Source organism: Streptomyces sp. NPDC030893, assembly GCF_055571535.1.
The window spans coordinates 160,081-174,452 of the sequence record NZ_JBVIFC010000007.1; the positions used below are offsets into that span (position 1 = coordinate 160,081).

At 72.1% G+C, this 14,372-nt stretch carries 15 protein-coding genes; 3 read left to right on the forward strand and 12 right to left on the reverse strand.

Translation table 11 applies throughout. The features are described from left to right. Window position 1: 1 nt before the first annotated feature. From rpmF to ACZ434_RS16320, 7 genes are all read right to left on the reverse strand, one after another. Window positions 2–175, reverse strand: a complete 174-nt coding sequence (gene rpmF / locus ACZ434_RS16290) for a 50S ribosomal protein L32 (protein WP_003951102.1) — start codon at window positions 173–175, stop codon at window positions 2–4. Between the two features lie 2 nt (window positions 176–177). After that, complete coding sequence (locus ACZ434_RS16295; RefSeq protein ID WP_468456150.1) at window positions 178–822, reverse strand: YceD family protein; 645 nt, start codon at window positions 820–822, stop codon at window positions 178–180. 148 nt (window positions 823–970) lie between these two features. After that, a complete protein-coding gene (locus tag ACZ434_RS16300; RefSeq protein WP_468456152.1) occupies window positions 971–2,104 on the reverse strand; it encodes an ATP synthase F0 subunit B in 1,134 nt (377 codons plus the stop codon). A gap of 109 nt (window positions 2,105–2,213) precedes the next feature. Next, window positions 2,214–2,693 carry a pantetheine-phosphate adenylyltransferase gene (gene coaD / locus ACZ434_RS16305; protein WP_468456399.1) on the reverse strand — a complete coding sequence of 160 codons (480 nt, stop codon included), beginning with the start codon at window positions 2,691–2,693 and terminating at the stop codon, window positions 2,214–2,216. Window positions 2,694–2,719: 26 nt separating this feature from the next. After that, window positions 2,720–3,307, reverse strand: coding sequence for a 16S rRNA (guanine(966)-N(2))-methyltransferase RsmD (gene rsmD / locus ACZ434_RS16310; RefSeq protein WP_468456154.1), 588 nt, complete (start codon window positions 3,305–3,307; stop codon window positions 2,720–2,722). A gap of 49 nt (window positions 3,308–3,356) precedes the next feature. After that, complete coding sequence (gene recG / locus ACZ434_RS16315) at window positions 3,357–5,564, reverse strand: ATP-dependent DNA helicase RecG (protein ID WP_468456156.1); 2,208 nt, start codon at window positions 5,562–5,564, stop codon at window positions 3,357–3,359. Between the two features lie 512 nt (window positions 5,565–6,076). Continuing rightward, entirely contained in the window at window positions 6,077–7,768 is a 1,692-nt protein-coding gene (locus ACZ434_RS16320) for a DAK2 domain-containing protein (protein ID WP_468456157.1), read from the reverse strand. A 266-nt stretch (window positions 7,769–8,034) separates the two neighbouring features. Between ACZ434_RS16320 and rpmB the strand changes: the two genes are divergently transcribed. Beyond that, the gene (rpmB, locus tag ACZ434_RS16325) at window positions 8,035–8,220 is read left to right on the forward strand and encodes a 50S ribosomal protein L28 (protein ID WP_003993230.1); all 186 of its coding nucleotides are present in this window, start codon (window positions 8,035–8,037) and stop codon (window positions 8,218–8,220) included. A 227-nt stretch (window positions 8,221–8,447) separates the two neighbouring features. Here rpmB and thiD read toward each other — a convergent pair whose 3' ends face one another. Together thiD and ACZ434_RS16335 are read right to left on the reverse strand one after the other, a co-directional pair. Beyond that, window positions 8,448–9,242 (reverse strand): bifunctional hydroxymethylpyrimidine kinase/phosphomethylpyrimidine kinase, encoded by a 795-nt coding sequence (gene thiD, locus ACZ434_RS16330; RefSeq protein WP_468456159.1) that lies wholly within the window; start codon window positions 9,240–9,242, stop codon window positions 8,448–8,450. Continuing rightward, window positions 9,239–10,204 carry a thiamine-phosphate kinase gene (locus ACZ434_RS16335; RefSeq protein ID WP_073936457.1) on the reverse strand — a complete coding sequence of 322 codons (966 nt, stop codon included), beginning with the start codon at window positions 10,202–10,204 and terminating at the stop codon, window positions 9,239–9,241. The genes thiD and ACZ434_RS16335 overlap by 4 nt, the downstream gene beginning before the upstream one ends. 206 nt (window positions 10,205–10,410) lie before the next feature. Here ACZ434_RS16335 and ACZ434_RS16340 point away from each other — a divergent pair, with 206 nt between their 5' ends. After that, window positions 10,411–10,644, forward strand: a complete 234-nt coding sequence (locus ACZ434_RS16340) for an Lrp/AsnC family transcriptional regulator (protein ID WP_052579718.1) — start codon at window positions 10,411–10,413, stop codon at window positions 10,642–10,644. Between the two features lie 20 nt (window positions 10,645–10,664). Further along, window positions 10,665–11,168 (forward strand): DUF3515 domain-containing protein, encoded by a 504-nt coding sequence (locus ACZ434_RS16345; RefSeq protein WP_468456162.1) that lies wholly within the window; start codon window positions 10,665–10,667, stop codon window positions 11,166–11,168. 16 nt (window positions 11,169–11,184) lie between these two features. Here ACZ434_RS16345 and ACZ434_RS16350 read toward each other — a convergent pair whose 3' ends face one another. The 3 genes from ACZ434_RS16350 to ACZ434_RS16360 all read right to left on the reverse strand — a co-directional run bounded on the left by ACZ434_RS16350 (window position 11,185) and on the right by ACZ434_RS16360 (window position 14,232). Beyond that, on the reverse strand, window positions 11,185–12,345 hold the full coding sequence (locus ACZ434_RS16350; protein ID WP_468456164.1) for a D-alanine--D-alanine ligase family protein: 1,161 nt from the start codon (window positions 12,343–12,345) through the stop codon (window positions 11,185–11,187). Between the two features lie 82 nt (window positions 12,346–12,427). Then, on the reverse strand, window positions 12,428–13,438 hold the full coding sequence (locus ACZ434_RS16355) for an NAD(P)H-dependent glycerol-3-phosphate dehydrogenase (protein ID WP_468456166.1): 1,011 nt from the start codon (window positions 13,436–13,438) through the stop codon (window positions 12,428–12,430). Next, window positions 13,435–14,232 carry a lysophospholipid acyltransferase family protein gene (locus tag ACZ434_RS16360; RefSeq protein ID WP_468456168.1) on the reverse strand — a complete coding sequence of 266 codons (798 nt, stop codon included), beginning with the start codon at window positions 14,230–14,232 and terminating at the stop codon, window positions 13,435–13,437. Before ACZ434_RS16360 ends, ACZ434_RS16355 begins: the two co-directional genes overlap by 4 nt. Between the last annotated feature and the right edge of the window lie 140 nt (window positions 14,233–14,372).

Here is a 14,372-nt window from a genome sequence, read left to right on the forward strand (position 1 = left end):
CTCAGACCTCGAGGACCTGGCGCTTGTTGTAAGTGCCGCAAGACGGGCACGCGATGTGCTGCTGCTTGGGCTCGTGGCAGCGCTCGCACGCAACCAGGGTGGGGACCGCAGCCTTCCACTGCGACCGGCGGTGGCGCGTGTTGCTGCGCGACATCTTCCGCTTCGGAACAGCCACGGCTACTTCTCCTGCTTCTCGTCGACGTCCGGTTCGGCGCCGCTCATCTCGTCCTTCTCGCCGTCCGACATGGTGTCGGCGAGTCCCTGCAAAGCCGCCCAACGGATGTCGACGGCATCGTGGTGGTGGTCCGGGTCGTCAGCCAGCCGCGCTCCGCACTCGGAGCACAGACCCGGGCAGTCTTCCTGGCACACCGGCTGCATCGGCAGTGCGAGCACCACCGCATCGCGCAGCACCGGCTCGAGGTCGAACAGGCCGTCCTCGAGGAAGAGCCTGTCCTCGTCGTCCTCGGCGTCGTCGCCCGGTTCCGCGGTCACGCGGCCCCGGTCGTCGGCGTCAGGGTACGAGAACAGCTCCTGGAAGTCCGCTGCGAGCTCCTGCTCCAGCGGCTCCAGACACCTTACGCACTCCCCCTCGGCCTTCGCACGGGCGGTGCCTGTGACGAGCACACCTTCCATGACCGACTCGAGCCGGAGTTCGAGCTCCACCGGGGCGCCTTCCGGCACTCCGATGACCCCTTTGATCCCGAGGTCCCGGGGAGCGTCGACCGTACGGTTCAGGCGCTGCAGCGCACCGGGCCGCCGCCCCAGCTCGTGCGTGTCGAACACGAGGGGATTGCGATGGTCGAGGCGGGCGTTCAGGGCCATTCCTGCTTTCGGTCTTCGAGCTCGGGGGGTCGCTGCCGTACGGACGTGCCGGGCAGCGTGGATCGCGGACGTATACGCGGACAGCGCAAGCGCACACGCGACCGATGAGCCAGGATACTGGACCTTTCGCTCTCGGCCCAATCCGCCCCTACATGCCCCGCTCGCGCTCGTAGGCGCGCAACTGCTCCGGCGTGATCATGCTGGTGTCGAAGAGGCTGGTCTCGTCCAGGGAGTACCCCTGCTGGGGCTGCTGGGCCTGCGGCACCTGCTGGGCCTGCTGGGCCTGCTGGGCCTGGTTCGGGTCGTACGCCTGCGTGTGCGCGTCGTAGCCCTGGTAGGCGGCGTACGGGTCGGCCTGCTGGGCGGGGACGCCCGCCGCCGGGGCGTAGCCGGAGGCGGCGGCATACGGGTCCTGCCCGCCGCCGTACTGCTGCTGGTAGCCGGCGTAGGGGTCCGGCTGCTGCTGATAGCCGTAGGCGGGCTCCGGCTGGGCGTACGGCTGCGGCTGGGGCTCCGGCTGCCGCGGCCGGTGCTCGGGCTGCTTGGGCGGGGCGACGCTCCCGTCGGCGACCGAGGCGAGGTCGGCGAGGTAGTCGGCGTCGCTGGAGTGCTGGACGGAGGTGAGGTCGTCGGCGAGGGCGCCGAGGTCGTCGGAGGCGATCCGGCCGTGCAGTTTCTGCCGGCCCCGGCCGACCGCCTCCAGCGTCTTGGCGAGGACCGCCTCGAAGGCGCCGAGCTTGACGTCGACGTACTCGTCGGCGGTCCGGCGCAGGGTCTCGGGGTCGTGGCTGCGCTCGGGGGCGTCCTCGTCCTCGTAGCCCTGTTCGTCGAGTCCCGGGCCGGTGCCGAGCAGCTTCTCGCGGCCGCGGCCGACGGAGCCGAGGGTCTTGGTGAGGACGACCTCGAAGTTGGCGAGCTTGGAGTCGACGTAGTCGTCGGCCTCCGCGCGGATCTCCTCGGCCTCCTGGCGGGCCTCGGTGAGGATCCGGTCGGCCTCGGTCTGTGAGCGGCGGGCGACCTCCGTGTCGGAGATCAGGGAGCCGCGCTGGGCGTGGGCGCTCTCGATGATCCGCTCGGCCTCCTGGCGGGCCTGCTCGACCATCTGCTCCCGGCCGCCGATCAACTCCTGTGCCTGGGCGAGGGAGTCGGGCAGCGCCGCGCGCACCTCGTCGAGCATCGAGAGCAGTTCGGCGCGGTTGACCACGCACGAGGCCGACATGGGCATCGACCGGGCGCCGGAGACCGCGGCGACGATCTCGTCCAGCTTCTTCTGCACGTCCACCTGTGCTCGCCACTCTCTACAGCTGTGTTGGAGACGGACGGGACGACTGTACGGCCCTGGGGCGCCCGGTGGACACCGGCCGCCCGCACGACGACGGCCGTACGCCGGGTCAGTCCTTGCGCAGGCGTTCGCCGAGGGCGCTCAGGACCTCCGGCGGCACCAGGTGCGAGACGTCGCCGCCCCAGGCCGCGACCTCCTTGACCAGCGAGGAGGACAGGAAGCTGTAGGTGGGGTTGGTGGGGACGAAGAGGGTCTCCACTCCGGAGAGGCCGTTGTTCATCTGGGCCATCTGGAGTTCGTAGTCGAAGTCGCTGACGGCGCGCAGGCCCTTGACGATGGCGGGGATCTCGCGCTGCTTGCAGAAGTCGACGAGGAGGCCGTGGAAGGCCTCGACACGGACGTTGCCGTACTCGGCGGTGACCCGGCGGATCAGGTCGATCCGCTCCTCGATCTCGAACAGGCCCTTCTTGGACTGGTTGATCATCACCGCGACGTAGACCTCGTCGTACAGCCGGGAGGCCCGGGCGATGATGTCGATGTGTCCGTTGGTGATCGGGTCGAACGACCCGGGGCATACGGCGCGGCGCACTGTTGATCCCTCGCTCTCCGGTCCGGTCATCGTGCGTCTTCGCACGTAGAGGCGGCGCGACCGTACCAAAACGTTCCCTCGCCGTAGCGCCTGGCCCGGACCGCCTCGAAGCCGGGCGGCCAGGCGAATTCGCCGCCTCTGGTGCTGCGCTCCACGGTGACCAGCGCGTCTTCGGTGAGCCACCCCTGCGAGCGGAGTGTGAGCAGGATCTCGCGAAGATCGTCGTCGGAGACGGCGTAGGGCGGGTCGAGGAAGACGATGCCGTACGGCTCCTGCGGGGGTGCCGCGCGGATGATCTGTTCCGCTTTGCCGGATCTGACCTCGGCGCCGGGGAGCCGGAGCGACTTCACGTTCTCCCGGACCGTGCGGACGGCCCGGGCGTCGGCCTCGACGAGCAGGACGTGTCCGGCGCCCCGGGACAGGGCCTCCAGGCCGACGGCGCCGGAACCGGCGTACAGGTCGAGGACGCGTTCGCCGTCCAGCGGGCCGCCGAGCAGCGACTGCCAGGTGGAGAAGAGACCTTCGCGCGCCCGGTCGGAGGTCGGTCGGGTCCCCTGCCCCGGCGGGACGGCCAGGCGGCGTCCGCCGGCCGTGCCGGCGATCACGCGAGTCATGTCCTCGGTCCTTGTCGGTGTGTGCGGGTCGGTGGCCGTTCCCAGTCTGTCAGCCCTTCTCCAGGTACTGCTCCCGCTCCTCGTCCAGCAGTGCGTCCAGGGCCGTGCGCAGGGCGGGCAGGCGGTCCAGGTCCGGGTCGGCGGCGACGACCTTCGTGGCCTCCTCCCGGGCCTCGGCGATGATCTCCTCGTCGTCGATGACGGCGAGCATGCGCAGGCTGGAGCGGGTGCCGGACTGGGCCTGGCCCAGGACGTCACCCTCGCGGCGCTGTTCCAGGTCGATACGGGAGAGTTCGAAGCCGTCGAGGGTGGCGGCGACGGCGTTCAGCCGCTGCCGGGCCGGGCTCGCCTCGGGCATCTCGGTGACCAGCAGACACAGGCCGGGGGCCGAGCCGCGGCCGACGCGGCCGCGCAGCTGGTGGAGTTGCGAGACGCCGAAACGGTCGGCGTCCATGATCACCATCGCGGTGGCGTTCGGCACGTTGACCCCGACCTCGATGACGGTCGTGGCGACCAGGACGTCCGCGTCGCCGGCGGCGAAGCGGCGCATGACGGCGTCCTTGTCGTCGGGCTGCATGCGCCCGTGCAGGACCTCGACGCGGAGCCCTCGCAGGGGCCCCTTCGCGAGCTGCTCCGCGATGTCCAGGACGGCGAGCGGGGGCCGCTTCTCGGCCTCGTCCTCGGGGGACTTCTTCCGGCCGGCCTTCTTCGGGTCGTCCTCCTCGTCGCCGATGCGCGGGCAGACCACGTACGCCTGGTGACCGTTCGCGACCTCCTCGCGGACCCGCTCCCAGGCGCGGGCGAGGAAGTGCGGCTTGTCGGCGGCCGGGACGACATGGCTGGCGATCGGCGAGCGGCCTGCGGGGAGCTGGTCGAGGACGGAGGTCTCCAGGTCGCCGAAGACCGTCATCGCGACCGTGCGCGGAATGGGCGTGGCGGTCATCACCAGCAGGTGCGGGGGCTGTCTGCCCTTGCCGCGCAGGGCGTCGCGCTGCTCCACACCGAAGCGGTGCTGTTCGTCGACGACTACCAGGCCCAGGTCGTGGAACTGCACCTTGTCCTCGATCAGCGCGTGCGTGCCGATGACGATGCCGGCCTCGCCGGTGACCAGGTCGAGCAGGGCCTGACGGCGGGCCGCCGCGCCCATGGATCCGGTGAGCAGCACCACCTTGGTGGCGTCGTCCGCTCCCCCGAGCATCCCGCCCTCGGCGAGCTCGCCCATCATCTCGGTGACCGAGCGGTGGTGCTGCTGGGCGAGCACCTCGGTCGGCGCGAGCATCGCCGCCTGCCCGCCCGCGTCGACGACGGCGAGCATGGCGCGCAGGGCGACCATGGTCTTCCCGCTGCCGACCTCGCCCTGGAGCAGGCGGTGCATGGGGTGCTCGGTGGCGAGGTCGGTGAAGATCTCCTCGGAGACCTTCCGCTGGCCCTCGGTGAGGGTGAAGGGGAGGCGGGCGTCGAAGGCGGCGAGGAGGCCGTCGGGCTTCGGGCGGCGGGCGACGGCGGGCAACTGCGCGTCGGCGTGCCGGCGGCGGGCGAGGGCGGTCTGGAGGACGAAGGCCTCGTCCCACTTGAGCCGCGCGCGGGCGTCGGCGATGTCCGCCTGGGTGTGCGGACGGTGGATCTTCAGCAGGGCCTCGGGGAGCGGGACCAAGCCACGGCCGGCACGCAGGGAGTCCGGGAGCGGGTCGAGCGCCTCCTGGGCGCTGGGCAGGACCGTCTGGAGCGCCTTGCCGATCTTCCAGGACTCCATCTTGGCGGTGGCGGGGTAGATCGGGATGAGGGCCCCGGCCCAGGTCTCGACCGTCTCCTCGGTGTCACCGCGCAGCAGCTCGTAGGCGGGGTGGGCGAGTTGGAGACGACGGTTGAAGACGGAGACCTTGCCGGCGAACATCGCGCGGGTGCCCGGCAGGAGTTCCTTGTGCGGTTTGTGGACACCTGCGCCGAAGAAGACCAGTTGCAGCCGGCCGCTGCCGTCCGTGATCGTCACTTCCAGCCGCTGGCCCTTGCCGCGCGGGGCCTTGGCGGAGGCGAAGGTGTGCAGCCGGGCGTCGGCGACCTGCGCGACCACGGTGACGTGCTCGTCCATGGGGAGGTCGGCGAGGTGGGTGAGCCGGCCGCGCTCCTCGTACCGTCGGGGGTAGTGGTGGAGGAGGTCGCCGACGGTGTGCAGGCCGAGATGCTCGGCCATCACCTTCGCGGTGGCGGGGCCGAGCACCTTCTTCAGTGGTTCTTCCAGTGCGGGCACGAGATCCATTGGACACCACGACACTGACAGCGCGTGGCCCGCGGGACCCGGTTTCGGCCGAACACCCCGGCGATCGCCGTCCAGGGGACCGCGCGGAAACCGTGCGAGGAGGCCCGTGTCGTCCGGGTGGCCCGGCTTCCCCGGCGGATCTCGACGGACACCTCGCCCGGGGCGGCAGGGCGCCGGTCACGGTGAGGGTGTACGGCCGACCACCGGCGGTACGTGCCCTTGGGTGGGGCTCACGCCCTCGCGCGGGGGAAGCGGCCCCGGGCCACACCCACGGTCGGGTCACCGGTGGACGTCCGCGAGTACGTCCACCGGACGCCTGCTGTCGTCCGTACGTCGGAACCCACGCGTACGGCCGCGAGCGGGACGACCCCGTACGGGCGGGCGTCGTGAACAGCGCCGAAGCGCACGGCCCACGTGTGGGGACGGCGGCCGTCGGCTGCCGCGCGCGGGGACGGGTCGCGGGCGGGTGCGCGACGGAGGGGCCGGCTCGGGAGTGGATGTGGGGGGCGGGGTCACTCGACGCCGATGAGGAGGACGGCGCCCTGTCTGCCGCCGTGGTAGGTCACCGTGTCGACGGCCAGGTAGCCCTCGCGGACCCGGGACTCCAGACGGGCGGCGACGGACCCGGGGGCGTCGTCGCCGAGGACCAGGGTGACCAGTTCTCCGCCGCCCGCGAGCATGCGGTCGAGGACGGCCTCGGCGACGGCCGTGACGTCCTGTCCGATGACGGCGACGTCGCCGTCGACCAGGCCGAGGACGTCCCCCGCCTGGCAGATGCCCGCCATGGTCCAGGACTGGTGTTCGGCGACGGTGACCTCCGCGTAGCGGGTCGCGCCGGCCGCCGAGGTCATCGACACCACGTCCTCGTCGAAGCGCCGCCCCGGCTCGTGCACGGCGAGCGCGGCGATGCCCTGCACCGCGGAGCGGGTCGGGATGAGGGCCACCCTGATCCCCTCGGCCCGGACCTGCTCGGCCGCCGCGGCGGCGGTGTGGCGCAGGTCCGCGTCGTTGGGCAGCAGCACCACCTCACGCGCGTGCGCACGCCGTACCGCCTGGACGAGTTCGCCGCTCGCGGGCGGCTCCCCCGGGCGGGCGAGCACGGTGGTCGCGCCGGCCTCGCCGTACAGCCCGGCCAGGCCCTCCCCGGGCACCACGGCGACGACGGCCCGCTGGGCACGCTCCCCCTGTGCCCGCTCGACGGCTGCCGCGTGGCCGTCCCCGGCGCCGAAGTGGGTGATCCGGATCCGGTACGGCCGCCCGGCCTCGACCCCGGCTTCCACCGCGGCGCCCGCGTCGTCGACGTGGACATGGACGTTCCACAGCCCGTCCCCGCCGACCACGACGAGCGAGTCGCCCAGCCCGTCGAGCCGCTCCCGCAGCCGCGCGACGGCCGCGTCCTCGGCCTCCAGCAGGTAGATGACCTCGAAGGCGGGCCCACCGGGCCCGGATGCGGCGGGGCCGTCGGTGCACCCGTCCGTGCACCCCTCCGCGTCCCGGTGGGCGGCGTCGCGGGCTTCCGCGCGGGCGTGCGGGTCGCGCGGGGTCTCCCCGGTGAACGTCGCCACCAGTGCCGCGAGCACCGCCACCAGGCCCCTGCCGCCGGCGTCCACCACCCCGGCGCGACGGAGGACGGCCAGCCGGTCCGGTGTCTCGGCGAGCGCCGCGCGGGCCGCCTCGTAGGCCGCCCGGGCCACCGCCCCGCAGTCGCCCTCCGCCCCGCCGGCGGCGTCGGCGGCGGCCGTGGCGACGGTGAGGACGGTGCCCTCGACGGGGTGCGCCACCGCCTGGCGGGCGGAGTCGGCCGCCTGCCGCAGGGCGCGGCGCAGTCCCCGGCCGTCGGCCTGTCCCGTGGCCTCGTCACCGGCCAGTACCTGGGCCATCCCGCGCAGCAGCTGCGCCAGGATCGTCCCGGAGTTCCCGCGGGCGCCGATCAGCGCTCCGTGCGCCATCGCGCGTACCGCCTCGGCCAGGGTCGGCCCCGGGCCCCCGGACCCGCCCGCCTCATGGCCCTCGAACACCGCCTCCACCGCGGCGGCGGCCGACTCGACGGTCAGATAGAGATTCGTTCCGGTGTCGCCGTCCGCCACGGGATAGACGTTGATCGCGTCGATCTCCTCCCGGGCCCGCCCCAGGGCGTCGAGCGCGAGACCGCACCAGGCACGCACCGCGAGAGCATCGAAGAATGTCTGCGGCACCTGCGCCACCTGCGCCTCCCTGAGCTGCCGGCCGTGGCACGCAGCGTAGACCTTGGGCCCCTGCCCACCGGAAGAGGGCCACAGGCAGGGCCCTGAGCTGCCGTGGTAGTTTCGTTCTACGGGTGCAGCCGTTGTATGCTGCTCCGGTTGCCCGATCCGATCGGGCCTCTCCCCTGGCAACGCCACTCAGATCCACAGGGCTCCTGGAGTCCTCGATCTTGATCCCGGCATGCCGGGATCAACCGTAAGTGCATCTGAAGTCTTTGGAGTGACCCGTGGCTGCCAACTGCGACGTCTGCGGCAAGGGGCCGGGCTTCGGCAACAACATCTCGCACTCGCACCGCCGTACGTCCCGCCGCTGGAACCCGAACATCCAGCGTGTGCGTACCGTGGTCGGCGGGACGCCGAAGCGCGTGAACGCCTGCACCTCGTGCATCAAGGCCGGCAAGGTCTCGCGCTGACGCATTCGCTGAGCGCGCGGCCCTGGCTGGTTTCGCCGCAACGGCCGGTCCACCTTGGTGGGCCGGCTTTTTGCTGTGCCGCGGTCCGGCGTTGGTGTGGGCCGGGGTGGTTGCGCAGCCCGGCGCTTGCGGGGTGCCGTCGCGCCCACCCGTGCCGCCCTGGGGGTACCCCCTCTGGGGGAGGCACGACCGCCCGCGGAAAGGCGGCACACCTGCCCGCGGATCGGTTACAGGTTCCAGGCGTGGTGCACCGGGCCTATGCCCTTGCCCAGGGGGAAGCCGGCGGCTATCGCGCCGGTGACGTAGGTTTTCGCCGTCTTCGCCGCCTCCGGGACCGGGTGGCCCTTGGCCAGTTCCGACGCGATCGCCGACGCCAGTGTGCAGCCCGTCCCGTGGGTGTGGCGGTTGTCGTGCCGCGGGGCCCGCAGCCAGTGTTCCTCGGCACCGTCGGTGAGCAGGTCCACCGCGTCGCCGGACAGATGGCCGCCCTTGATCAGCACCCAGCGCGGCCCGAACGCGAGCACCGCCTCCGCCGCCCCGCGCAGATCACGCTCCGAGGCGACCCGTACGCCCGTGAGCTGCGCCACCTCGTCCAGGTTCGGGGTGGCCACGGTCGCCACCGGGAGCAGCCTGGTCCGTACGGAGTCCAGCGCGGAGGAGGCGAGCAGGGAGTCCCCGTGCTTGGAGACCCCCACCGGGTCGACCACCGCCGGCGCGTCGGTGCCGGCGATCAAGTCGGCCACCGTCTCGACGAGTTCGGCGGAGGACAGCATGCCGGTCTTGAGGGCCTGCACACCGATGTCGTCGACGACGCTGCGGTACTGCGCCCGCACCGCCTCCACCGGCAGTTCCCAGGCGCCCTGCACGCCCAGGGAGTTCTGCGCGGTCACCGCGGTGAGCACGCTCATGCCATGCACGCCGAGCGCGAGCATCGTCTTCAGGTCGGCCTGGATGCCGGCCCCGCCGCCGGAGTCGGAGCCGGCGACGGTGAGGACCCTGGGCGGGGCGGTGCGGCCGCTCACGACTCGATGTCCCCGAAGTGGTCCCAGCCGCCCTGGCTGGTCCAGGGCGCCCCGTCGACCGTCACCTGGGGCAGCGCCGAGGGGTTGAGCACCTCGCCGATCACCTTCCAGCGGGCGGGCAGCTTCACGTCCGGCGGGAAGGTCGCCACGATCGCGTGGTCCTCTCCCCCGGTCAGCACCCACTGCATCGGGTCGACGCCGACGGCCTGGCCGATGTCGTTCATCTGCGAGGGGATGTCGATGGCGCCGGAGCGGATGTCGATGCGTACCTTGCTGGCCTCGGCGATGTGCCCGAGGTCGGCGATGAGCCCGTCGCTCACGTCGCACATCGCGGTGGCGCCGAGACCGGCGGCGGCCGGTCCCGCGTGGTACGGCGGCTCGGGTCGCCGGTGCGCCTCGACGAAGGCGCGCGGCGAGCGGAACCCGCGCGAGAGCACCGCGTGTCCGGCCGCGGACCAGCCCAGCCAGCCGGTCACCGCGACGAGGTCACCGGGCTGCGCTCCGCCCCGGGTGACGGGCTCCTGGTTGCGCAGATCACCGAGCGCGGTGATCGACACCATGATCGTGTCCCCGCGTACGACATCACCGCCGACGACCGCGGCGCCGGCCACCTGGCACTCGTCGCGCAGGCCGTCCATCAGCTCGCTGGGCCAGGTCACCGGCAGTTCCGCCGGGACGACGAGGCCGAGCAGCAGCGCGGTCGGCACGGCGCCCATGGCGGCGATGTCGGCCAGGTTCTGCGCGGCGGCCTTGCGGCCGACGTCGTAGGCCGTGGACCAGTCGCGCCGGAAGTGCCGGCCCTCCAGCAGGATGTCGGTACTGGCCACGACCCTGCGGTCGGGCGCGGAGACCACCGCGGCGTCGTCGCCGGGGCCGACCCGGACCGCCGGGGTGGTGGTGAGACGGGAGGTGAGCTCCCTGATGAGCCCGAACTCCCCGAGCTCACCAACAGTGCCCTTCATTTCCCTTGCGCCCCTTCTGTCCCTGTCCGTGCCCGGTCGCGAGTCCCGGAGGTCCTCGCTACGGTCGATATGACCGTCAACTTCTCTCGTGCCTGTACCCCGGCGCGCACGGCCCGGTTCCCGCAGGTCTCCCCGCGGGGAGCGGCGACGCGATACCGTGGCGTTCCTTTTCCCCACATGATCCTCGTGGCCGCCCTGGAGGTTCCGTGGTACAGGCGTACATCCTGATCCAGACGGAGGTCGGCAAAGCGTCGACCGTCGCCGATCTGATCGGCAAGATCCCTGGAGTCATCCAGGCCGAGGACGTGACCGGACCGTACGACGTGATCGTGCGCGCCCAGGCCGACACCGTCGACGACCTGGGCCGCATGGTGGTCGCCAAGGTCCAGCAAGTGGACGGCATCACCCGCACCCTGACCTGCCCGGTCGTCCATCTGTAGCCCCCGTCTACCCTGTGCCGGTGAACTCCTTCCCTCACCGGCGCACCGTACTGCCCGCGCTCGCGGTGCTGATCACCGCCGTCGCGGGCTGTTCCCCGGCAGACGGCAGCGCGTCCGCGGCGGTTCCCAGCCCGGACGCGAAGACCACCGAACTGTGTCAGGACCTGGACGATGTCCTGCCGGCGAAGGTGGACGGTGAGAGTCGCGACGATCCCGAACCCGCGTCCGAACTGACCGCGGGCTGGGGCGGCGTGGCGATCATACTGCGGTGCGGCGTCGAACGGCCCCCGAAGATGACCGACCCCGAGGTGGCCAACGGCGGCGACGCCGACGCCGTGCCCGGCGGGGTCGACGGGGTGGACTGGCTCATGGAGAAGCAGGACGGCGGTACGCACCGCTTCACCACCGCCAACCGCGAGGCGTACGTGGAGGTGCGGGTGACCGACGGACGGGACAGCACGGGCGTGCTGATCGACCTCGCCCCGGCCGTCAAGAAGGCGATCCCCGAGGGGATCGCCTCCTGAAGCGTGCGTCCGCCGCTCAGCGCAGCCCGGTCGACCTGCGCAGCGCCGCCTGCACGAGCCGGTCCACCAGCTCGGGGTAGCTCACGCCGGTGGCCTGCCACATCTGCGGGTACATCGAGATGGGGGTGAAGCCGGGCATGGTGTTGATCTCGTTGATCACGAACTCGCCGTCGTCGGTGAGGAAGAAGTCCGCGCGGACCAGCCCCTCGCAGGACGCCGCGTCGAACGCCTCGACCGCGAGCCGGCGCACCTCGGCCGTCTCCTCGGCGGTGAGCGGCGCGGGCACGATGCCGGGGGTGGAGTCGATGTACTTGGCCTCGAAGTCGTAGTACGCGTGCGCGTCGGGCGGCGGGATCTCGGCGGGCACCGAGGCGCGCGGGCCGTCCTCGAACTCCAGCACGCCGCACTCGATCTCCCGGCCGCGCAGCGCCGCCTCGACCAGGATCTTCGGGTCGTGGCGCCGGGCCTCGGCGATCGCGTCGTCCAGGCCGGAGAGGTCGTCGACCTTGGTGATGCCGATGGACGAACCCGCGCGGGCGGGCTTCACGAACAGCGGCCAGCCGTGGTCCCCGGCGAAGCCGATGATCCTCTTGCGGGCGGCGGACTCGTCCCGCTCCCACTCGCGCGGCCGGATCACCAGGTACGGGCCCACCTTGAGCCCGAAGGAGGTGAACACCCGCTTCATGTACTCCTTGTCCTGGCCGACGGCCGAGGCGAGCACGCCCGAGCCCACGTACGGGACGCCGGAGAGCTCCAGGAGCCCCTGGAGGGTGCCGTCCTCGCCGTAGGGGCCGTGCAGCACCGGGAAGACCACGTCGACCTCGCCCAGGGCCTTGGGCACCGAGCCCGGCTCGCTGTAGACGACCTCGCGGTCGGCGGGGTCGACGGGGAGCACCACGGCGCCTTCCGCGGACTCGGCGAGCTGGTCCACGCTGGGCGTACGGCGGTCGGTGATCGCCATGCGTTCCGGCTCGTCGGCGGTGAGCGCCCAGCGGCCGTCCTGGGTGATGCCGATCGGCAGGACGTCGTACGTGGTCCGGTCGATGGCCTTGAGGACGGCGCCGGCGGTGACCACGGAGATCCCGTGTTCGGAGCTGCGCCCGCCGAACACGACGGCCACCCGCGGCTTGCGGGAGGGCTGCGGCTCGGGGCTCTGGGGGAGGTTCTCGGTGCTCATATCGCGTTGAGAGTACCCGCTGGCGGAGCCGGGAGTCAGCGCCCGCAACGCCGCGCGTGAGCCGAACGGAGGGGGCTGTCGCTCAGCGTCGTTCGGGCTTCGCGCTGCGCGACATGAGCTCCTTGAGGGCGACCACCGGGGGCTTGCCCTCGTGCACGATGGAGACGACCGTCTCGGTGAGCGGCATGTCGACGCCGTGCCGGCGGGCCAGATCCAGCACCGACTCACAGGACTTGACGCCCTCGGCGGTCTGCTTGGTGACCGCGATGGTCTCCTGCAGCGTCAGCCCCTTGCCGAGGTTGGTGCCGAAGGTGTGGTTGCGGGACAGCGGCGAGGAGCAGGTGGCCACCAGGTCGCCCAGGCCCGCGAGTCCGGAGAAGGTCAGCGGGTCGGCGCCGAGCGCGACACCGAGCCGGGTGGTCTCGGCGAGGCCGCGCGTGATGAGCGAGCCCTTGGTGTTGTCGCCGAGCCCCATGCCGTCCGCGATGCCGACGGCGAGGCCGATCACGTTCTTCACCGCGCCGCCCAGCTCGCAGCCGATGACGTCGGTGTTGGTGTACGGCCGGAAGTACGGGGTGTGGCAGGCGGTCTGGAGCCGCCGGGCGACGGCCTCGTCGGTGCAGGCGACCACGGAGGCGGCCGGCATGCGGGCGGCGATCTCGCGGGCCAGGTTGGGCCCGGTGACCACGGCGATGCGTTCGGCGCCGACCTTGGCGACGTCGTCGATCACCTCGCTCATCCGCATCGCCGAGCCGAGTTCGACGCCCTTCATCAGCGAGACCAGGACCGTGCCGGGGGCGAGCAGTGGTGTCCAGTCGGCGAGGTTGCCGCGCAGGGTCTGCGAGGGGACCGCGAGGACGGTGAAGTCGGCGCCCCGCGCGGCCTCGGCGGCGTCCGCGGTGGCCCGCAGGTTCTCCGGGAGCTCGACGCCCGGCAGGTAGTCGGGGTTGGTGCGGGTGGAGTTGACCGCTTCGGCGAGTTCGGGGCGCCGCCCCCACAGCACGACGTCGCAGCCCGCGTCGGCCAGGACCATGCCGAAGGCGGTCCCCCACGATCCGGTGCCGAAGACGGCCGCCTTGACCGGCTTGCTCACGTGCCCAGCCCCTCTTCCCGCGCGGTGGGCCTGCCGCCGCGCGTCCGCTCCTGCCGCGTCTGCGTGTGTGTCCTGCGACGCTGTTCGATCCGCTCCCGGCGCGGGTCGTACGGCGTCTCGGGTGCCCTCTCGCCGCGGAGCTGCTCGAGCTGACCGGTGACGGCCGCCATGATGGCCTCGGTCGCCTCCTTGAGCAGTTCCGGGGTCATCTCCCGGTCGTAGAAGCGGTCGAGGTCCACCGGCGGCCCGGCCAGCACCCTGCTGGTCTTGCGCGGCAGCAGGCTGGGCTTCTTGGCGTACGGCGGCAGCAACTCGTTGGCGCCCCACTGGGCGACCGGGATCACCGGGCACTTGGTCTGCAGCGCGACGCGCGCGGCACCGGTCTTGCCCGTCATGGGCCAGCCGTCCGGGTCGCGGGTGAGGGTGCCCTCCGGGTAGAAGGCGACGCATTCGCCGCGCTCCACGGCGTCGATCGCGGCGCGGAAGGCGCTGAGCGCGTCGGAGCTCTCGCGGTAGACGGGGATCTGTCCGGTGCCGCGCATCGCGGCGCCGATGAATCCCTTGTTGAAAAGGCCGCTCTTCGCCAGGAATCGCGGAACGCGTCCGGTGTTGTACTGAAAGTGCGCGTAGGCGAAGGGATCGATGTGCGAATTGTGGTTCACCGCGGTGATAAATCCACCCTCCGCCGGAATGTTCTCCATTCCGCGCCAGTCCCGCTTGAGCAGAACCACCAGCGGCGGTTTGCAGATCACCGCGGCGAAGCGGTACCAGAAGCCGATTCTGCGGCGCGGCACGAGTACACCTTCCTCTTCCGAATGACGGGCCCGGGGCCCGGCCCGGAGGCCGGGCGAGCCGCACAAGTGTCGCCCCGGCCCGCCGGTCTGTCGAGAACACCGTACGCCCCGCTCCTCTTACCTCCCGGTGCTCCGGGTGA